General features: G+C 70.2%; 17 protein-coding genes. 6 read left to right on the top strand and 11 right to left on the bottom strand.

The annotated features are described in order from the left end of the window. Positions 1–55: 55 nt before the first annotated feature. Positions 56–865: an SDR family NAD(P)-dependent oxidoreductase gene (locus ACGFNN_RS07910; protein ID WP_393554038.1), complete on the bottom strand. Its 810-nt coding sequence runs from the start codon at positions 863–865 to the stop codon at positions 56–58. Between the two features lie 181 nt (positions 866–1,046). Here ACGFNN_RS07910 and ACGFNN_RS07905 point away from each other — a divergent pair, with 181 nt between their 5' ends. Both ACGFNN_RS07905 and ACGFNN_RS07900 read left to right on the top strand, forming a co-directional pair. Next, entirely contained in the window at positions 1,047–2,156 is a 1,110-nt protein-coding gene (locus tag ACGFNN_RS07905) for a galactosyldiacylglycerol synthase (protein WP_393553914.1), read from the top strand. Between the two features lie 114 nt (positions 2,157–2,270). Further along, positions 2,271–3,176 carry an NAD-dependent protein deacetylase gene (locus ACGFNN_RS07900; protein WP_393553912.1) on the top strand — a complete coding sequence of 302 codons (906 nt, stop codon included), beginning with the start codon at positions 2,271–2,273 and terminating at the stop codon, positions 3,174–3,176. 51 nt (positions 3,177–3,227) lie between these two features. On the opposite strand, the gene ACGFNN_RS07895 is transcribed toward ACGFNN_RS07900, so the two are convergent. Both ACGFNN_RS07895 and ACGFNN_RS07890 read right to left on the bottom strand, forming a co-directional pair. Next, positions 3,228–4,310: a glycerophosphodiester phosphodiesterase family protein gene (locus ACGFNN_RS07895; RefSeq protein WP_393553910.1), complete on the bottom strand. Its 1,083-nt coding sequence runs from the start codon at positions 4,308–4,310 to the stop codon at positions 3,228–3,230. 172 nt (positions 4,311–4,482) lie between these two features. After that, positions 4,483–5,040: a pyridoxamine 5'-phosphate oxidase family protein gene (locus tag ACGFNN_RS07890; protein WP_393553908.1), complete on the bottom strand. Its 558-nt coding sequence runs from the start codon at positions 5,038–5,040 to the stop codon at positions 4,483–4,485. 150 nt (positions 5,041–5,190) lie between these two features. Here ACGFNN_RS07890 and thpR point away from each other — a divergent pair, with 150 nt between their 5' ends. After that, a complete protein-coding gene (gene thpR / locus ACGFNN_RS07885) occupies positions 5,191–5,790 on the top strand; it encodes an RNA 2',3'-cyclic phosphodiesterase (protein ID WP_393553906.1) in 600 nt (199 codons plus the stop codon). A gap of 46 nt (positions 5,791–5,836) precedes the next feature. Here the strand turns inward: thpR and ACGFNN_RS07880 are convergent, their stop codons facing one another. Further along, on the bottom strand, positions 5,837–6,229 hold the full coding sequence (locus ACGFNN_RS07880; RefSeq protein ID WP_393553904.1) for an STAS domain-containing protein: 393 nt from the start codon (positions 6,227–6,229) through the stop codon (positions 5,837–5,839). Positions 6,230–6,537: 308 nt separating this feature from the next. On the opposite strand from ACGFNN_RS07880, the gene ACGFNN_RS07875 reads away from it, so the two are divergent. Then, positions 6,538–7,029 (top strand): MarR family transcriptional regulator, encoded by a 492-nt coding sequence (locus tag ACGFNN_RS07875; RefSeq protein ID WP_365519967.1) that lies wholly within the window; start codon positions 6,538–6,540, stop codon positions 7,027–7,029. 21 nt (positions 7,030–7,050) lie between these two features. Here the strand turns inward: ACGFNN_RS07875 and ACGFNN_RS07870 are convergent, their stop codons facing one another. Further along, a complete protein-coding gene (locus tag ACGFNN_RS07870) occupies positions 7,051–8,238 on the bottom strand; it encodes a PP2C family protein-serine/threonine phosphatase (RefSeq protein WP_393553902.1) in 1,188 nt (395 codons plus the stop codon). Between the two features lie 262 nt (positions 8,239–8,500). Between ACGFNN_RS07870 and ACGFNN_RS07865 the strand changes: the two genes are divergently transcribed. Continuing rightward, a complete protein-coding gene (locus ACGFNN_RS07865) occupies positions 8,501–9,388 on the top strand; it encodes a SigB/SigF/SigG family RNA polymerase sigma factor (protein WP_393553900.1) in 888 nt (295 codons plus the stop codon). 98 nt (positions 9,389–9,486) lie between these two features. After that, a complete protein-coding gene (locus ACGFNN_RS07860; RefSeq protein WP_393553898.1) occupies positions 9,487–10,083 on the top strand; it encodes a DinB family protein in 597 nt (198 codons plus the stop codon). 94 nt (positions 10,084–10,177) lie between these two features. Here ACGFNN_RS07860 and ACGFNN_RS07855 read toward each other — a convergent pair whose 3' ends face one another. The 6 genes from ACGFNN_RS07855 to ACGFNN_RS07830 all read right to left on the bottom strand — a co-directional run bounded on the left by ACGFNN_RS07855 (position 10,178) and on the right by ACGFNN_RS07830 (position 17,705). After that, a complete protein-coding gene (locus ACGFNN_RS07855) occupies positions 10,178–11,248 on the bottom strand; it encodes a glycoside hydrolase family 43 protein (protein ID WP_393553896.1) in 1,071 nt (356 codons plus the stop codon). Between the two features lie 207 nt (positions 11,249–11,455). Beyond that, complete coding sequence (locus tag ACGFNN_RS07850) at positions 11,456–12,523, bottom strand: LacI family DNA-binding transcriptional regulator (protein ID WP_393553894.1); 1,068 nt, start codon at positions 12,521–12,523, stop codon at positions 11,456–11,458. Positions 12,524–12,606: 83 nt separating this feature from the next. After that, positions 12,607–14,337: a glycoside hydrolase family 43 protein gene (locus tag ACGFNN_RS07845; protein WP_393553892.1), complete on the bottom strand. Its 1,731-nt coding sequence runs from the start codon at positions 14,335–14,337 to the stop codon at positions 12,607–12,609. A gap of 40 nt (positions 14,338–14,377) precedes the next feature. After that, positions 14,378–15,295, bottom strand: a complete 918-nt coding sequence (locus tag ACGFNN_RS07840) for a carbohydrate ABC transporter permease (RefSeq protein WP_393553890.1) — start codon at positions 15,293–15,295, stop codon at positions 14,378–14,380. A 24-nt stretch (positions 15,296–15,319) separates the two neighbouring features. Then, positions 15,320–16,264: a carbohydrate ABC transporter permease gene (locus ACGFNN_RS07835; protein WP_393553888.1), complete on the bottom strand. Its 945-nt coding sequence runs from the start codon at positions 16,262–16,264 to the stop codon at positions 15,320–15,322. Between the two features lie 160 nt (positions 16,265–16,424). Further along, complete coding sequence (locus tag ACGFNN_RS07830; RefSeq protein ID WP_393553886.1) at positions 16,425–17,705, bottom strand: extracellular solute-binding protein; 1,281 nt, start codon at positions 17,703–17,705, stop codon at positions 16,425–16,427. Positions 17,706–17,850 lie beyond the last annotated feature (145 nt).

Here is a 17,850-nt window from a genome sequence, read left to right as displayed (position 1 = left end):
CCACCGTGCGGACGGCGTCGGCGCGGGCCGTGCCTCCCGCCGGCCCGCGGTCCGCTCAGCCAAAGCGCGCGGCCAGCCTGTGAAAGAGGTGCGGGGCCACGCCTTGCAGCCGGGCGGGTACCTCCATCCACCGCGGCACGGTGATCTCGTGCCGCTTTCCCGACAGCGCCTCCTCCACGGCCGCGGCGACCCGCTCCGCGGGGACCGGCCGTGGCCGGGAGCGGGTGTACGGGGTCCCCCGCCGGGCGAAGAAGGGGGTGTCGACGGGGCCGGGCATGACCAGGCAGAGACGTACTCCCGTGCCCTGGAGTTCGTAGCGAAGACTCTGGACGAAGGGGATCAGCGCGCCCTTGGTCGCCGCGTACGCGGCCTCGCCGCGCACCCCGAAGCGGCCGGCCACGGAGCCCAGCACCACCAGCCGGCCCGAACCCCGGGTGAGCATCGGCGGCAGCAGCTCGCTGACGAGATGCATCACCGCGCAGACGTTCACCTTCACCAGGCGGTTCACCAGGGCGGGTGTCATGTCCGTGTAGGTGCCCGCCCAGCCGAGCCCCGCCGCCGCGACGAGCGCGTCGACCCGGCCACCGACCGCAAGCGCTTCCTCCGCCAGGCTCCGGCAGCCCTCCTCCGACGCCAGATCCCAGGGCAGCGCGCTTCCGCCGGTGCGTGCGGCCACGTCGGAGAGCCGCTCCACGTCGCGGCCGTTGAGCAGGAGATCCCACCGCCCGCCGACGGAGAGTCGGTCCGCGACGGCCGCGCCGATACCGGACGAGGCTCCGGTGATCAGTGCCACCGGGCGCCCGGGGTGCGGGGACGAGTCGGTACCGGCCGCCTGTGTGCCGCGGTGTGGGGGGATCGCGCGCATGGGCCGTCCGTTCTCGGGGATCGCCGACATGCTGTGTTCCATTCCGGGCGGGACGTCCGGGCGAACCGGGCTGATGAATCCTTCATGCGACCGGCGCACGAGTGGCCCGGCGGGGCGTGCGGGACCGGATCTCCCGGGGCCGGGTGTGGCGGACCGGCCGGTCCGGGCGGAACATGCTGAAGTGAGCAGGTTTCTGGTGGTCAGCGCGAGTATGGGTGCCGGTCACGACGCGGTCGCCGCGGAGCTGGGCCGACGGCTGAGGGCGGACGGGCACCGGACCGCGCACATGGACCTGCTCGATCTCCTGCCCGCCGGTGCCGGCCACGGCCTGCGCGCCGGGTACCGGACCGCGCTCCGGCACTTCCCATGGGCCTACGAGGCGGTCTACTCGGCGTTCTTCCGCGACCGCGGCCCCGTCTGCGGCCTTCGGGTCCGGGCACCGGACACCGGTCCCCTGGCCGCCTGCCTCGAACCCCGGCTGCGCCGGGTCGTGGAACAGCGGCGTCCTGACGCGATCATCACCACCTTCCACCAGGGTGCGCAGGTCACGGGACGTCTGCGGTCGGCCATGGGTTCCGGGGGTCCGCCCAGCACGGTCGTGGTCACCGACTTCGCCGTGCACCGGCAGTGGCTCCATCCGGGCAACGACCTGTACCTCTGCGTGACGGGCACCGCCGCGTCGCACGTCCGGGCCGCGACCGGGTGCCCTGCGAAGGTGTGCGGCCCCGTCGTACCCGTCCGGTTCACCGTTCCCGCACCGGCCGGAGGGCAGGGTACGGACTCCCGGTGGGCCGGAGAACTGGCGCTGAGAGGCGCCGGCCGCCCCGCGGTCCTGCTGTCGGCGGGTGCCTGGGGTGTGGGGCGGGGGCTGACCTCGACGGCGCTCATGCTCGCCCGCGCCGGACATCTTCCGGTGCTGCTGTGCGGCAGGGACGAGAAGCTGCGTGCCCGTGCCGCCAGGCTTCCCGGCGTCCTGGCGCTGGGCTGGGTCCATGATCTGCCCTCGCTGATGGCGGCATCGGCGGCCCTGGTGGACAACGCCGCCGGACAGACCGCCGTGCAGGCGCTGGCCGCCGGGGTGCCGGTCGTCGGCTACCGGCCGATCCCCGGGCACGGCGCAGAGGGAGTGCTCGCGATGGCTGCCGCGGACCTCACCGAGTACGCCGCCGACGGGCCGGCGTTGCTGCGCTCGCTGGACCGGCTGGTCGGCCCCGGTCCGGTGCGGGAGGAGCGGATCCTGGCCGGACGGGCCGTGTTCGGCCGGGACGCGGCCCGCCTGGTGGCCCGCTGAGCCTCGTTACGCCCGGGCCGCCTCTCCCCGCGCCGGCCGGATCAGGACGACGGCGAACCCGGCGGATCCGAACGGGACGATCTGGACGGGGTGTGTGTTCCGTACTCTGGTGTCATGCGTATGCGCCCCACTCTGAGCTGGACGCCCACCGGGGACCCTTCGCCGGGGACCACGGATCTCGGGCCGCTCGCCGACGCGCTGGGTTCCGGAGGCGTGCTGGTGCTCAGCGGGGCGGGCATGTCCACCGAGTCGGGCATCCCCGACTACCGCGGCGAGGGCGGCAGCCTCAGCCGGCACACGCCGATGACGTACCAGGACTTCACCGGCGGCGTCCGGGCGCGGCGCCGGTACTGGGCGCGCAGCCATCTGGGCTGGCGCACCTTCGGCCGGGCGCGGCCGAACGCGGGGCATCTGGCGGTGTCGGCGTTCCAGCGGGAGGGGCTGCTCTCGGGTGTGATCACCCAGAACGTGGACGGGCTGCACCAGGCCGCCGGAAGCGCGGACGTCGTGGAGTTGCACGGGAGCCTCGACCGCGTGGTCTGCCTGTCCTGCGGCGCGTTCAGCGCGCGTCGTGAACTGGCCGTCCGGCTGGAGGAGGCCAATCCGGGCTTCGGACCGGTGGCCGCCTCCATCAACCCCGACGGTGACGCCGACCTCACGGACGAGCAGGTCGGGGACTTCCGCGTGGTGCCGTGCGCGGTCTGTGGCGGTGTCCTCAAGCCCGATGTCGTGTTCTTCGGTGAGGCCGTCCCCCCTCAGCGGGTCGAGCACTGCCGGCACCTGGTCCGCGAGGCGCGGACGCTGGTCGTCCTCGGCTCCTCGCTCACGGTGATGTCAGGGCTCCGGTTCGTCCGGCAGGCGGACCAGGCCGGTACACCGGTGCTGATCGTGAACCGCGACCCGACGCGGGGCGACCGTCACGCCCTCGTGCGGATCTCCCTGCCTCTGGGCAAGGCCCTCACGACGGTGGCCGGCCGCCTGGGGTTCGCCGTCGACGACGCGGCGGCCGGGAGCGCGTGACCTCACCGGACGGACCCGGCACGACGCGGGCCCGGGTCCGTCCGGGGGTGCTCACGCTTCTCGGTGGCGCGGGGCGCGGTACGACTGCGGCAGGGGCAGGCCCCTGGCGGCCATGATCTCGCGCACGCGGTCGGGGTAGTCGGTGATGATCCCGTCGATGCCCATGTCCATGAGCGCCTCGATGGTGGCGGGGTCGTCGCACGTCCAGGGAATGACGGCGAGTCCGCGCCGGTGGGCGTCGCGGATCATCTTCCTGTCGGGGTAGAACCGGAAGCCGGGATCCGCGACCGTTCCGTTCTGGGGGAAACCGTAGTTCGGCGACAGTGCGGTGACACCGGGGACGGCTGCGGCGGCCCGGACGAAGTCTCCGTCGTAGTCGTCGGCGTCGATGCCGCCGAGCCAGGGTGAGGCGCCGGGCTCGCCCACCTGGAGGAAGTCGTAGTTGGTGAGGGCCACCAGCGGATAGGAGGGGGCGAGCCGGTGCATCTCCCTCAGGGCTCCCCAGTCGAACGACTGGATGGAGACCTGCCGCTCGATCCCCGACCGGTGGATCTCCTCGAAGACGCGGCGGACGAACAGCTCGCGCGGCGCGGTCTGCTCAGGCGCTCCGGCTTCCACCTTGGTCTCGATGTTGAGCTTGACGTTTCTGGCTCCGTAGCTCTTCACCAGGCCCAGGACGTCCTTGAGCTCGACCATGCGGAAGCCGGCTGCCCGCTCCTGCTCCGGATAGCCGGGGAGCTGCTGGAAGCCGCAGTCCAGCGTCTTGATCTGCTTGAGGGTCAGGTCCTTGATGTACTTGCCGACGTACGGGTACATCGGGTCCCCGGCGGTGAGCGGACCGGTGTCCGCGCACTTCTGCGCGCTGATCTGCCGGTCGTGGTTGACGACCACCTTGCGGTCCTCGGTGATCTGGGTGTCCAGCTCCAGTGTGCTGACACCCAGGCGCAACGCCTTGCCGAAGCCCTCGAGGGAGGACTCCGTGGTGAGACCGAGGCCTCCGCGGTGGGCCTGGAGATCGAACGCCGCCCGGTGGACCGGCCGGTGCTCGTGGGAAACGGTGGCCGCCTGCGCCGACGCGGGAACCGCGAGCGCGGGTAGCAGGGCCAGGCCGGCGACTGCGTGCCTCAGGGACATGTGTGCCTCGTCTGTTGCGTGTAGCTGGACACGGCGAAGCCAAACCGGCGAATCCGGCCCGCGGAGGGACCGGACGTGAGGACGACGTGAACCCCGGGGGAACGGCCGCTCCCGGGACGTCCTGCCCGGAACGTCTCGGGCCGCGCCGCCTCCCCGCCCGGAAACACCCTGTTCAGAAGGTCCACCGGGTGTGGGTGTAGACGCCGTCCTGCCTTCCGAAGCCGTACGCCGTCGCGGGGGCCAGTGCGAACACGATCGCGCTCCCCGAACGGAAGGAGTCACCGATGCCGTGGAAGGTCCCTTCGGTTGAGGTGATGTGCTCCCCGTACTTCGCCTCGTGGACCGCGATCACCCGCTCCAGCTCCGCCGGACCGGAGACCCGTTCCGCGATCCCCTCGACCACGAGGTCGAGGCCCTCGCCGAGGGAGTTCCTTCCCGTGGTCAGGGCGCAGTGTCCGTCGTGAGCCAGGTTCTTCGCCTTCTGCTCCTCGGGACCCGTGGAGAAGTACACCACTCCGCGGTCCCACGCCGCGATCACCGGGGTGACGTGCAGCCGACCGTCGGGCCGCACGGTGGAGGCCCAGAAGATCTCGGCGGTCTCCAGCTGCCGCTGGGCGTCGGCCCACTCGGTCGCGGTGACGTCCGCGGCACCGGGACGGGGCTGGAGCGCGGAGCTGTAGCGTGCGTCGAGCTCGGTCCTCGGCCGCTGCGGAGGCTGCTGTTCCGGCATCTTGGTTTCCCGTCTCCTCGTCGTGAGCGCTTCCCCCACGACGGGGCGCGCGCTCTCACGCAATCCGTCACGAGACCCGGGTGTCCATCCGCACCGCCGGATCCGGACCCGATCGGTGGCCGCCGCCACCCGGATGGTACGAAGTCAGGTGTGGAGGAACAGAACCGGCCCGCGACCGTACGCGTCTTCATCGCCCTCGCCCCTCCGGACGAGGCGAAGGGGGAGCTCGAAGACGCTCTGCTTCCCGCCTACGCGAGTCACCCGCGGATGCGGTGGAACCGTATCGAGGACTGGCACATCACGCTGGCCTTCCTCGGAGAGCTCCCCGCCACGACCGTGCCTCTGCTGATCCCACCACTGGCCGGCCTGGCGGCGGCACACCGGCCACCCCTGCTGAGCCTGCGCGGCGGCGGGGCCTTCGACGACCGGGTGCTCTGGAGCGGCGTCGACGGGGACCTCGACGCTCTCCACGCGATCGCGGACGACGTGCGCGGCGCCGTCAGGGACTGCGGCATCGCGTTCGAGGGACGGCCGCTGCGCCCGCATCTGACACTGGCCCGCGCCCGCCGGGGCGACCGCTCGTCGGTGGCCGAGATCGCCGAGGGGATCGCCGGGTTCAGCGGGCTGCCCTGGGCGGCGGAGTGCCTGCACCTGGTGGGTAGCAACGCCGGCCGGAGCCCCGGCCCGATCCACTACCGCGACGTCGAGGCGTGGACGCTCGGCAGTGGGAGGGCGCGGAGCGGCACCTGACCGGAGATGCCTCCGCGGACCCACGGACGCGGTCGCCGACCGGCCTTCAGGGACGCTCCGTCTCCGCCGGCGCTCCTTCGGGTACGACGATCCGGGCCAGGGCCTCGGCAGCGGTGGGATAGGTGGGGATCAGGTGACCGACTCCCGTGATGTCCAGCAGCCTCGCGAGGTGCGGGGGTGCTCCGGCCAGGGACAGGGAGCCGTGGCGGTCCTTCGCGTACCGCAGGATGCCGATCATGGTGTTGAGGCCGGAGGAGTCACAGAATTCGACCGGTGCCAGGTCGAGGACGAGATGCGGTTCGCCCTGCCGGATCAGCTCCATGGCTCTGGACCTCAGGGCAGGCGCGCTGTCCACATCGATCTCGCCGGTCACCTCGAGAACGGCGATCGAGTCCGCCGGATGCCGGACGGTGAGGACGAGGGGCGGGTTGTGCGTCATGGTTGTCAGTACTCCAGGCCGGTGGGCGGTCGCCGTCGTGGCGGATCGGCGGTGACTGCTGGAAGATCACGCATCGGTTGTCGCTGCGAAACCGTACCTCATGGCAACTATTGCCATGAGGAAACAGATGAAGGACGTTCACAGCCTCGGAGGCTGCTGCCGACCGGGGTAGGATGTCCGGGGCCACGGACATGTCCCGAGATTCGTTGTCCTGGTCTTCCATACGAGCGCATCGGATGCCCGGCTCGTTCCTCGGTCCGGTGACGGGACGGACGAGTGAAGCGATGCCGGATCGGAGTGTCATCACCATGGGCCTGAGCCCCGAACCCGACCATCGGTCCCGGGAGGCGGCCCGCGAGGGTTCCGAGTTCGTCGAACTCCTCGAAGTCCTCTGGGAACAGGGCCGCGAAGCCGTCCCCACGGGCCCGGTCTCCCCCTCCCAGCTCCGCGTGCTCTACACGCTGGACCGCGACGAGGGCATCAACCTGCGCATGCTGGCCGAGGCGTTGGGGTCGGCGCCGCCCTCGGTCAGCAGACTGTGCGACCGACTGCAGGCGACCGGGCTGGTGGAGCGCACGCCCAGCCCGGTGAGCCGCCGTGAGCTCGAGCTCCGGCTGACCAGTCACGGCAAGGCCTATCTCGTCGATCTGCGCCTGCGCAGGGAAGCGGTGCTGATGTCCACGATCGACGCCATGCCGGCCAAGGCGCGGCGCGCGTTGCTCGAAGGGTTGCGGGCCTTCCGGAACGCGGCCGCGGCGCAGGACGACGACGGGGCGAGACCGTTGCGGTCGACCGGATAGGAGTCGGCCGACCGGTACAGCTCACACGGACACGTCGCCTGCGGAGGAACCCCGGCCGAACCAGTCCAGGCAGACCACGAGGGCGTCGTCGTCGAGCGGCACGGAGGACCGGTAGTCGCGCAGATCGCGCAGGACCGCCAGCGGCACCTGCTCGGACGGGAGCAGACGGTGCGCGGAGAGCGAGCGCGCCAGGGCACGTTCCCCGTAGCGTTCACCCGCCTTCGAAGCACCGTCGTAGACACCGTCGCTCCCGATGAGCAGCCGGTCGCCCGGCTCGACGACCAGGCGCTCGGTGACGTACTCCGTCTCCTCGAACATCCCGAGCGGAAGCTGGGCGTCGAAATCGAACGACTCGACGCCACGCCCTCGCAGCCGCCACATACGGGGGGATCCGGCGTCGACCGCTTCGACCTCGCCCGTGGCCAGGTCGAAGCGCAGCAGCAGGACGGACGCGTACAGCGCCCCGCGGTGCTGGGCGTACACGGCCTGATCGGCCAGGCTGGCCTGTCCGGCGAGGTCGAGTCCCGCCCGCCGCGCGTTGCGCAGCGAGTTGACCACCAGGTTGGTGAGCAGAGCCGCCTCCATGCCCTTGCCCATGCCGTTGGTCACGGTGAGCGTGAGGTGATGGGCGGAGACCGACCAGTCGAAGTTGTCACCGAAGATCGCGTACGCGGGCTCGAGATGAGCACCCATCGAGAACTCGGGGCGGGTGACGGAGCGTCCGGGCAGCAGTTGCCACTGCATCTCCGCCGCAAGGGTCAGCCGTGTGGCACGACGCGCCAGGAGGTAGAGGTCCGTGTCCCGCTCGGCGACGAGGATCTCGTGGCCGAGAGCCTCACAGATCTGCTGCATGCCCGCGAGCTCGTCGGGGGAGCAGGAAGCACGCGGAGCGGTGACACTGAGCACCCCCATGCGGTCGCCCCGGACCGACACCGGCAGATGAACAGTGGCCGGGCCCGTCTCGGCGAGAGGTTCCACATAGGGCTCCTGGGCGCCGAAGGCCCGCCCCTGCGGGCTGTCATGAACGGGCACCGGCTCGGCGAGCGGCGCCTCGGACACGACCTGGAGCGTGGTCATGCCGTAGTCGGCCAGCCTCAGTTCGACGCCCTCGACGTCGTACCGCTCGCGCAGGGCCGCCGTGGCGACGTCGAGAAGCAGATGGGGTGCGGCCTTGCGCAGTTCCCGCTCGACGGCAACGAATCTGTCCACGTGATCCTGTTTCTCATCGTGCTGCGCCGAAACCCGGACCATCCGAGGGCGCCTGGTCGTCGGCCTCCAGCGTACGGGGCCTGAGCCCGGTCCGATGCGTAGCACGCCAGGTCGCGCCGCCGGCCGGGGCTGCTCATCTTACGATGTCCAGGGACAACTGTTTCCACGCAGCAAGAAAATTGGGGAAGGTGACGCATGGGGATCCCGGCGCCGGGAAGGGGCTCGTCAGGAAGCGCTCGTGCGAGCAAGGGTGGGAACGAGAATGATCACTGAAGAGACTGTCGGGACCATACCGGCTGACGGGACGTCGACCGTGGAGGCCGCACCGGAGCATGTCGGTGAGCTGCCCTGGATCGAGGACACGGGCAAGGTGTCACCGAAGGACGCCCGTGCCCTGTCGGCCCTGTTCTTCGAGAAGCTGCAGGTCCTGGAAGAGGGCACGCACGAGTACCAGTACGCGCGCAACACCCTCATCGAGATGAACATCTCCCTCGTACGGTTCGCCGCACGCCGCTTCCGCAACCGGGGCAGCGGCGACATGGAGGACATCACCCAGGTCGGGACCATCGGCCTCATCAAGGCGATCGACAGGTTCGAACTCTCCAGGGAGGTCGAGTTCGCCACCTTCGCCGTTCCGTACATCGTGGGTGAGATCAAGCGCTTCTTCCGCGACACCACCTGGGCGGTCCACGTTCCCCGGCGACTGCAGGAGTTGCGCGTGGACCTGGCCAAGGCCAAGGACGAGCTGGCCACCGTGCTGGACCGCGATCCGACCGCGAAGGAGCTCGCGGAGCACATGGGGCTCAGCGAGGACGAGGTCATCGAGGGCATCATCGCGTCGAACGGCTACACCGCCGGCTCCCTGGACCTTCCGACCTCCGCCGGCGAGGCCACGGGATCCTCGGCCCGCACCTTCGCCGACATCCTGGGTGAGCCCGACGCCGCCATGGAGACCGTGGAGAACCTGCACGCCCTGGCCCCGCTCGTGGAGCAGCTCGACGACCGCGAGCGCCGCATCATCGAGATGCGTTTCGGCCAGGAGATGACGCAGGCGCAGATCGGGCTCGAGCTCGGCGTCTCGCAGATGCACGTCTCCCGCCTCCTCACCAAGACGCTCGGGAAGCTCCGTACGGGCATGCTGGAGTCGTAGGAACGACCGCCCCCACCGACCGGCGTCCTCCCGCCCGGAGGACGCCCTCCGGCTCCGGGTGGGGTCCGGTTGTCAGTGGCGGGTGCGAGACTTCCGGCATGATCGAAGCGAATCCGAAGGCGGAGCTCCTCAGGTATCTGCAGGAGGGCCGCGACGCGTTGCTCTGGAAGCTCGAAGGGCTCCCCGAGTACGACGTGCGCCGGCCGCTGACGCCCACCGGCACCAATCTGCTGGGGCTGGTCAAGCATGTCGCGGGCGTGGAGCTGGGGTACTTCGGCGACACGTTCGGCCGGCCCTTCTTCACCGGGCAGCCACCGTCCTGGTGGTGGACCCGGGATCCGGATCCCAACGCGGACATGTGGGCCTCCGCCGACGAGTCACGCGAGGAGGTCGTCGAGCTGTACCGGGCGGCGTGGGCACACTCAGGCGCGACGATCGAGGCGTTCCCCCTCGAAGCCGTCGGCCATGTCCCCTGGTGGCCCGAGGAGCGCCGGGAGGTGACGTTGCATCATGCGCTGATACGCGTCATCTCCGACACCCAGCGGCACGCGGGCCAGGCGGACATCGTGCGTGAGCTGATCGACGGCGCCGTGGGGTGCACGCGGAGCACGGACGCCATGCCTCCGCAGGACCGGAAGGCGTGGGAGGAGCACCGGCGACGGCTGGAAGAGGTGGCGCGGGAGGCGGGTGCCTGAGCGCAGGCCGGTCCCGCCGCCGACCCGGGGGCCGTGGGACGCCGCGGTGGCGGGCGCAGCCCCACGGCTCCCGGGTCAGGGGTCGGTTCCACGGTCACTCGAAGAACTTCAGGCTCCAGCCGGTGTCACTGGTCGGCCCCGGCACATTGGCGCGGCTGTAGGTGGTGTTGCCCCACCAGGCGAACGTGCCGGTGTACCAGTACCGGTTCTCCCAGGCGTACGGAGTCCCCTTGGGCACCGCGTGGAACATGGAGGGGAACTTCGGACCGGCGGGTGGGCTGGTGGCGATGTCACCGTTGAGCAGCACGAAGCTGTGGTGACCCGGCCCGTTGACGTACAGCGTCGGGTCCCAGCCGGACATCATCGTCGCGCGGTTGGAGCCGAACAGGCAGCCGTTGGACTTGTACCAGTCCCATACATACGTCGGGTCCCCGCCCGCACGCAGCCTGAGGTCCGCGAGACAGTACTGGTCGCTCCAGCTGCCGTTGGCCGAGTAGACGATGTGCAACTGGCCGTTCGGGTCCTTGATCGGCTCGGGCCCCTCGTTGATGAAGGGGTTGCCGACGACGCGTTCCCAGCTTTCCCGGGGCTGCGAGATGACGTATCGCGCGCCGGTCGGAGTGGTCGGGCTGCTCATGCGGGCTATGTAGAGGTTCTGTTCGACGTTGGTGTCGCCCGCCCAGCCGGACCAGACGAACCAGCGCTGCCCGTTGAATGTGAACAGCGCACCGTCGATGGCCCACTTGTCGTCGGGCAGCGCCAGCTTCGTCTCGGCGGTGTATCCGGTGTCGGGGGACGCCGAACTGATCGCGTACATCCGGTGGGCGGTGCCCCGGCCCGCGGAGAAGTAGACGTAGTAGCGGCCGCCGTCGACGACGATCTCGGGGGCCCAGACCTCGCCGAGCCCCCGGGTGTCGGACCAGATCTGCCGCGCCGCGGCCGAGGCGAGGGCAGCGGTCGACGACGCCTGCCGCACGGCGATGCCACCGCCGGTCGACTGTACGGAGATGTAGGTGCTCCCGACCCGCACCACGCTGGGGTCCGCCGCTCTGAGGCCGGTCTGTTCGGCTCGGGCGGACTCGGCGGAGGGCAGGGACATCAGGACGAGCAGAACGCCTGACAAGAGCAGGGCCGCGGCGCCGTACAGACAGCGAGAAATTCTCATGGCCTCGTTCCCGGGTTGGCCGCCGCCATACCGACGCCGACTTTTACATCGATGGAAGAGTGTCGTAACAGGATCGTGTTTTATCCTGAACATGTCAACCACTCGGTGCGGTGGCCGCTACGGATGGAGCAACTCCCGGGCGGTGCCGCCGCATCGGGGCGGCGGCACCTGTCGTCGCGGACCTCGTAGGCGAGAGGAGCGCCCCGGTCAGGTGTCCACGCGTGAACCGGGGCCGTCGGTCGCCCGCGGGGGCGCCGTACTCCCCCGCACCACCAGCTGGGTCGCCAGTTCCAGCCGGAGCTGGTCCGCGGGCTCGCCGTCGATGATCCGCAGGAGCGCGTTGGCCGCCACCGTGGCCATGTCGAACAGGGGCTGCCTGACGGTGGTCAGAGGAGGATGGGTCCACCGCGCGACCGGGAGGTCGTCGAATCCGACGACGCTGATGTCCGTGGGGATGGAGTAGCCCCGGTCCCGCAGGGCTTCGAAGGCGCCGAGCGCCTGGAGGTCACTGGCCGCGAACACCGCGGTGGGGGGTTCCTCGCCCGAGGCGCCGAGCCCGTCGAGCAGCCGCGCGGTCTCGGCCCTGCCGGAGGTGTCGTTGAACTCGCCGTGCACCACCCACCCGTCGGGCATCGGCAGCCCCGCGCGTTCCATGGTCGCCCGGAACCCGTCCGCGCGCGCCCGGCTGCAGAGCACCTGCCGTGGCCCCGCGAGGTGAGCGATCCGGGTGTGCCCGAGCGCGATCAGGTGTTCGGTGGCGCTCACCGCGCCGGCCCAGTTGGTGGCGCCGACCGTGGGTACGAGCGCGTCCACGTTGCCGACGGGGTCGAGCAGGACGAAAGGCACGTCGAGCGCGGTGAGGCGTTTGCGCTGCTGCTGGGTGAGGTCGGAGACGACCAGGATCGCTCCGTTGCTCCGGCGGGCGGCGAGCTGGTCGATCCACTCGCGGGTGTCGGAGCTGCGTCCGTGGACGGCGGAGAGGACCATGCTCGCCCCCGCCCCGTGGAGAACCTCGTCGACGCCCCGGATGATCTCCACCGACCAGAGGCTGTCCAGTTCGTTGAGGACCAGGTCGACGACCGCGCCGCGCCTCCGGGCGGGCCTGCGCTGGTAACCGAGCTGGTCCATGACTCCCTCGACCCGCTCCTTGGTGTCCGTGGACACGTCGGAACGGCCGTTGAGCACCTTGGACACGGTCGAGACGGAGACCCCGGCCTCGGAGGCGATCATGGTCAGGGTGACCCTGCCCGGCGCGTCCGGTGTGTGCGCTGTCATCCGAGGTGTCCGTTCGAGTGAGGGATTCGCCTGGGGCCGGTCAGGTCCTGACTGCCGAGTCTGCCACGGCCCCGAGGCCGCTCTCACCTGCCCTCATGAGGGCCGGGCGTCTCGCGGTACTCGGACCAGGCGAAGTCGGCGTGAAGAGCCGCGCCGGTCAGGTCCTGGACGCACAGCCCGGCGAACGCTCCGGTGAAGCCCCAGGACGAGTAGTGCCCGGAGGCCGGGTCACCCTGGGTCGCGCTCTCGTCGGACAGCCGGGTGACGTCGAGTTCCTGTCCGGTCTCCCGCCACTCGGCCGTGCCTCCCGGACGCCAGCCGAACCGTCCGCTCTCCCCTCGCACCACGAGCGTCAGCTCGACCGGGCCGACCGGGACCTGGACGGCCGGCACCTCCTCGGTGTATCTGCCGTGGTCGCACTGCCCGACGCGCAGGACGCGGCCCAGTTCCTCGTCCCAGGTGAGGTGAAGGTAGTGCCAGAGGGCGGAGTTGTAGTAGTGGACGATGCCCGCCATCTGCCGGGGTGAGGACGGTTCGGCCTCCACGCGCGCGGAGAAGTCGAAGGACGCTGCCTGCTGCCGTCGCGCGACCATGCTCTGACCATGGGTGGATCCGAGGGACTGGCCGCCTCTCAGCCTGAGGTGTCCGGGCCGGTCGGTGAGGCTCAGCCAGCTCGGATCCGGGTGGCGGCGCAGGGTGGACCAGGCGGCGCGGAGCCGCGGCTCGTCGAAGTGGTCGCGGGCACGGGGCACGGTGACCGGAGCCGGAGGCAGCGCGGGCCCCGGCACCTCGGTCCGCGGGAGCGGACTCGGGAGGGCCTGCGAGGCGGCGTCGGGAAGGGAATGAAGGCGCGGCCATCCGTCGGCGCTCCACACGACACGCTGGATCGCCGTCTCCCGGCCGAGCACACACGGGCCGAGCGGGGTGAGGGGACGGGCCGTGAGATGCGCCAGGTACCACTCGCCGTCCCGCGTCCGTACGAGACTGCCGTGCCCGGCCTTCTGAAGGTCCCAGGTGTCCCGGCCGGCCGAGGTGAGCAGTGGCCCCGCGGGGTCGGGCTCGTACGGGCCGGTGAGGGTACGGGAGCGGGCGACGGTCGCGGCGTGAGCCCAGGACGTGCCGCCCTCCGCCGTGAGCAGGTAGTACCAGCCGTCCTTGCGGTACAGGTGCGGTCCCTCGGTGTGGGCCAGTTCCGTGCCCTGGAAGACGCGGTGCAGCGGACCCGTGACCCGCCCCCCGGCCCGGTCCCACTCCTGCATCAGGATGCCGGCGAAGGGGTGGCGCCCCGGCCGGTGGTCCCACTCCATCCACAGCGCCCAGCTTCTGCCGTCGCCTTCGGGCCCGTCGTCGTGGAAGAGGGACGGGTCGAACCCGTGGGAGGGGAACGGCACGGGATCCGACCACGGCCCGTCGAGCGAGGGTGCGGTGATGACGAGATTGCGGACGTCCTTGAACGCTCCGGAGAGGTTGGTGACATCGCTGTAGACCAGGTGGAACAGGCCGTCGGTGTGGCTGAGGCAGGGTGCCCAGACCCCGCCGGAGTCCGGACGTCCGGCGAGGTCGACCAGCCGCTGTTCCCGCAGGATCCCTCCGAGCGGGCGCCAGTTCACAAGATCGCGCGAGTGGTGGAGGGCGACACCGGGCAGCCACTCGAACGTGGACGTGGCGATGTAGTAGTCGTCCCCCACGCGCAGGATCGAAGGGTCGGGATGGAAGCCCCGGAGCACCGGGTTGGCGATCGTGCCGGCCGAAGGGGCGGCGGGCTCCGAGGGGTGGGAGCGGCTCTGGCCGGGGACGGTGGGCACGGCGGTCATCGGTTCTCCCTGAGGTGGAGTGCACGGGTGGAAGGCACGCTCAGCCCTTGACCGCGCCGGCCATGACGCCGGAGACGATCCGGCGGGCGAGGACGGTGAACACGACCAGGACGGGCAGCACGGAGACGACGACACCGGCCAGCATGAGGGTGTAGTCCGTGTAGTAGCCCGCCGCGAGCTGGTTGAGCGCGATCTGCACGGTGCCGTTCTCGGGAGGCAGCGCGATGAGGGGCCAGAAGTAGTCGTTCCAGGCGAACATGAAGGTGAACATCCCCAGGACCGTGGCCGTCGTCCGTACTCCCGGTACGACGACGTACCAGTAGGTGCGCAGCAGTCCGGCCCCGTCCATGCGCGCGGCCTCGATCAGTTCGTCGGGGATGTTCTCCTCGACGGCCTGGCGCATCCAGAACACACCGACGGCGGAGACCAGGGCGGGCACGATCAGGGCGGAGAGCTTGCCGTAGAGGCCCATGTCGGTGACGAGCATGTACAACGGGATGATGCCGAGCTGGGTGGGCACCATGACGGTGACCACCACGCAGACCAGCAGCGCGTTGCGGCCGGGGAAGCGGAGCTTGGCGAAGGCGAACCCGGCCAGGGAGGCCAGGAGCACGTTGCTCACCGCGGTCGTCGAGGCGACGATCAGGGAGTTGCCGAGCGCCTGCCAGAAGGCGGAGAGCTCGAAGACCCGCTGGATGTTCTCGATCAGGTGACCGCCGGGTACGAGCGGTGGCGTCGTGCCCGCGAGTACGGAGTTGTCGTCGTGCGAGGCGACGACGAAACTCCAGTAGAGCGGGAAGACGGAGGCGGCGGTGACGGCCGCGAGGATCGCGTAGGCGAGCGGGCCCGCCCTGTCGAGCCGGCCGGGTCCCCGGCGGGGGACGGCGCGCGCGAGCGAGCGCGCGCTGCGGACGTCCGGGCGCGCGGCGGATGCCCGGGACGGTGTGGTGAGGGCCATGCGATTCTCCAGTCTGCTGCCGTGTCAGCCGCGGTCGGAGCGGCGTGCGAGCAGGAAGTTCACCGCGGCGACGACCGCGATCACGAGGAAGAGGACCCATGAGACGGCGGATGCGTATCCGGCGTCGTTGTTGATGAATCCGTACTTGTAGAGCATCAGCGTCAGTGTCTGGAACTGGTGCTCCGCTCCACCCTCCGCGTTGCCCTGCTGGTCGAAGAGGAAGGGTTCGGCGAAGAGCTGGAGACCGCCGATGGTGGAGATCACGACGGTGAAGACGATGGTGGGGCGGATGGAGGGCAGGGTGACCTTCCGGAAGGTCAGGAACCGTCCGGCGCCGTCGATCTGCGCCGACTCGTACAGGTCCCTGGGCACGGCCTGCATCGCGGCGAGGAAGATCAGGGCGTTGTAGCCGGTCCACCGCCACATCACCATGAAGCTGATGGCCAGGTGCGAACTCCAGGTGTCCGCTGTCCAGTCGACGGGGTCGCTGATCAGGCCCAGGCCCTGAAGCGCCCAGTTGACGATTCCGAAGTCGCGTCCGAAGAGCTGGGAGAAGACCAGGGCCACGGCGACGACCGACACGTACTGCGGCACCAGGACGAGTGCCCGCCACACGCTTGTGGCGCGCAGGTGGCGGTCGAGGAGCCAGGCAAGCGCCAGGGCGGCGACGAGCTGGGGAACGGTCGACAGGAGGAAGATGCTCAGCGTGTTGAAGGTGGCGGTGTAGAAGTCCGAGTCCTCCAGCAGCCTGCTGAAGTTGCCCAGGCCGACGAAAGCGCCCTGGCCGGCCAGCCGGTCCCAGTCGTGCAGGGAGACCCAGAAGGTCTGGAGCAGCGGATAGAGCCCGAAGACGCCGAAGACGACGAAGAAGGGCGCGATGAAGAGGTAGGGCAGAAGATGCCGGTCGGTGCGCAGCCGGGGTGGGCTGCTCCGGGGGTCCGGGGTGGTGCGGATGGCCTGGACCGCCATGCTGGTTCTCCGGGAGGTGGGAGGGTCGGGTCGGGGGACGTCCGGGGCCCGGCGGCTTTCGGCGCGGATCGGGCCCCGGTTTCGCCATGCGCCGCCCGCCGCTCGCCGTCCACCCGCGGCGGGGCGGGGCGGCGAGGGCGGAACGGGCTGGGAAGTGCGGTCAGCGGAGGTTCTTGTCCGCTTCCTCGATGGCCTTGTCCCATGCCTTGCCGGGATCGGCCTTCCCCTGCTCGACCAGCTGGAGAGCGTTGCCGAAGGGGATGCGGGCCTGCTGGTCCTTGGTCCCCCGGTAGTTCGGCTTCAGGCTCTTCGCGGACACCGCGAACAGCTCACCGGTCGGCGCGTCGTTGAAGTAGGCCTGCTTCGTCCCCTTGACCTCGGGATCGTCGAGCACGGTGACGAGCGAGGGCAGTGCGCCGACGGGGCCGGTGAAGATCTTCTTCTGGGACTCGGCCGACGTCAGGAAGTCGGCCAGTTCGGCAGCCTCCTTGACGTGCTTGCTCTGCTTGGGCACCGTCAGGAAGGACCCGCCCCAGTTGCCACCGCCACCAGGCACGGCGGTGATGTCCCACTTGCCCGCGTTGGCCTCGCCGGCCGCGGTCTTGATCTGGCCGGTCATCCACGCGGGACAGGTCATGGTCGCCATGCGGCCGAGCTTGATACCCGCGTTCCACTGCTGGCTGAAGGGCTGCAGGTTGGCCGACTGCTTGTCCGCGGTGGCGCGGGCCGTGGCCTCGAAGAACTCGCGCACCTTCGGGTTGGTGTCGCCTATGTACGTGTCCTGGGCATCGAAGAAGCCGAACTCGGTCTGGTTCATCATCGCGGTGAAGATGTTGCCCGAACTGTCGAACCAGGCCTTGTCCTTCACCTTGTCCTGGAACTTCTTCCCGGTGGCGAAGTAGTCGTCCCAGGTGGGCCAGAGCTTGGCGACCTCGGTCCGCTCGGTGGGCAGGCCCGCCTTCGCGAACAGGTCCTTGCGGTAGCAGATGGCGAGGCTTCCGACGTCGGTGCCGTAGCCCATGACGAAGTCCGAGGTGCCGAGCGTCCCCTGCTTCCACTTCCAGCCCAGGTACTCGTCGCTGCGGCTCAGGGCACCGTAGTCGGCGAGATTGGTGAACTTGTCTTTCACCGCACGGAACTTGGGGAGATACCCCTCTTCGATGGCCACCACGTCTGCCGCGCCGCTGCCGGAGGAGATCTGCGTGGAGAGCTGGTTGTGGTGCTGGTCGAACTGGGAGATGCGCTCCTTGACGACGATGTCGGGGTGGGTGCGCTTGTACTCCTCGATGAGCGGCTTGTAGCCGAAGTCGCTGAACGTCGCGACGGTGAGGGTGATCTTCCCGTCGGCCGCGTCCGAGCCCGACCCGCAGCCGGGGAGGGCGACGAGAGCGGTTGCGGCGGCGAGCGCGACGGCGGTTCTGCGGGCACGCGTACGGCCCATGGTGATCCTCCGGACAGGAGAGCTGGATGAGTGCGACCACGGTGCGGTTCAACCGAAACCACTGTCAATAGTTTCGCGAAAATTATCGCCAGCTAACTACCGGATTACCGACAGACGGACCGTCAGGCACCCCCGCGTAGAGGCA

This window comes from Streptomyces sp. NPDC048590 (assembly GCF_043199535.1).
Lineage (GTDB): Bacteria > Actinomycetota > Actinomycetes > Streptomycetales > Streptomycetaceae > Streptomyces.
The sequence above is the reverse complement of the archived record's forward strand: the minus strand, read 5'-3'. Positions and strand labels throughout refer to the sequence as shown.

Excerpts from the sequence above, each read along its gene's own strand:
- ACGFNN_RS07830 (WP_393553886.1), bottom strand. The coding sequence starts at position 17,705 with ATGGGCCGTACGCGTGCCCGCAGAACCGCCGTCGCGCTCGCCGCCGCA.
- ACGFNN_RS07890 (WP_393553908.1), bottom strand. The coding sequence starts at position 5,040 with ATGCCGGAACAGCAGCCTCCGCAGCGGCCGAGGACCGAGCTCGACGCA.
- ACGFNN_RS07895 (WP_393553910.1), bottom strand. The coding sequence starts at position 4,310 with ATGTCCCTGAGGCACGCAGTCGCCGGCCTGGCCCTGCTACCCGCGCTC.
- ACGFNN_RS07855 (WP_393553896.1), bottom strand. The coding sequence starts at position 11,248 with ATGAGAATTTCTCGCTGTCTGTACGGCGCCGCGGCCCTGCTCTTGTCA.
- ACGFNN_RS07850 (WP_393553894.1), bottom strand. The coding sequence starts at position 12,523 with ATGACAGCGCACACACCGGACGCGCCGGGCAGGGTCACCCTGACCATG.
- ACGFNN_RS07840 (WP_393553890.1), bottom strand. The coding sequence starts at position 15,295 with ATGGCCCTCACCACACCGTCCCGGGCATCCGCCGCGCGCCCGGACGTC.
- ACGFNN_RS07865 (WP_393553900.1), top strand. The coding sequence starts at position 8,501 with ATGATCACTGAAGAGACTGTCGGGACCATACCGGCTGACGGGACGTCG.
- ACGFNN_RS07860 (WP_393553898.1), top strand. The coding sequence starts at position 9,487 with ATGATCGAAGCGAATCCGAAGGCGGAGCTCCTCAGGTATCTGCAGGAG.
- ACGFNN_RS07835 (WP_393553888.1), bottom strand. The coding sequence starts at position 16,264 with ATGGCGGTCCAGGCCATCCGCACCACCCCGGACCCCCGGAGCAGCCCA.
- ACGFNN_RS07910 (WP_393554038.1), bottom strand. The coding sequence starts at position 865 with ATGCGCGCGATCCCCCCACACCGCGGCACACAGGCGGCCGGTACCGAC.
- ACGFNN_RS07880 (WP_393553904.1), bottom strand. The coding sequence starts at position 6,229 with ATGACGCACAACCCGCCCCTCGTCCTCACCGTCCGGCATCCGGCGGAC.
- ACGFNN_RS07875 (WP_365519967.1), top strand. The coding sequence starts at position 6,538 with ATGGGCCTGAGCCCCGAACCCGACCATCGGTCCCGGGAGGCGGCCCGC.
- ACGFNN_RS07900 (WP_393553912.1), top strand. The coding sequence starts at position 2,271 with ATGCGTATGCGCCCCACTCTGAGCTGGACGCCCACCGGGGACCCTTCG.
- ACGFNN_RS07845 (WP_393553892.1), bottom strand. The coding sequence starts at position 14,337 with ATGACCGCCGTGCCCACCGTCCCCGGCCAGAGCCGCTCCCACCCCTCG.